Origin of the sequence: Pseudomonas sp. HMSC066A08, from assembly GCF_001813025.1 — a bacterium.
Classification (GTDB): Bacteria; Pseudomonadota; Gammaproteobacteria; order Pseudomonadales; family Pseudomonadaceae; genus Pseudomonas; species Pseudomonas aeruginosa.
In genome coordinates this window covers 1-237 of the sequence record NZ_KV811183.1, presented here as the reverse complement: position 1 = coordinate 237, position 237 = coordinate 1, and the positions used below count along the sequence as shown (strand labels likewise).

At 41.4% G+C, this 237-nt stretch carries 1 protein-coding gene; it reads right to left on the bottom strand.

The annotated features are described in order from the left end of the window. On the bottom strand, positions 1 to 181 hold a 181-nt coding region (locus HMPREF2886_RS32570), incomplete at its 3' end, for a helix-turn-helix domain-containing protein (protein ID WP_083318498.1). Positions 182 to 237 lie beyond the last annotated feature (56 nt).

Sequence of the window (237 nt, the reverse complement as noted above, 5' to 3'; positions counted from 1 at the left end):
CAATGAGCCATGAAGCCATTTTTGTATAGGGAATGTATTTATTCCCTGCTTCGTGATTTTCATTCTGACGTGCTAATGCCCGATTGAAAACAAAACGACAAGCCCCTGCAAAGCGTCTCATCTCACGCTCTTGCTGACCATTGGGTCTTAACTGGAATTTAAAGGCTTGTAGACGTTTCATATTACCTATTATACTTTGGTCCATGAAAAATGAAACGAATATTCGCCGTGGCAGAC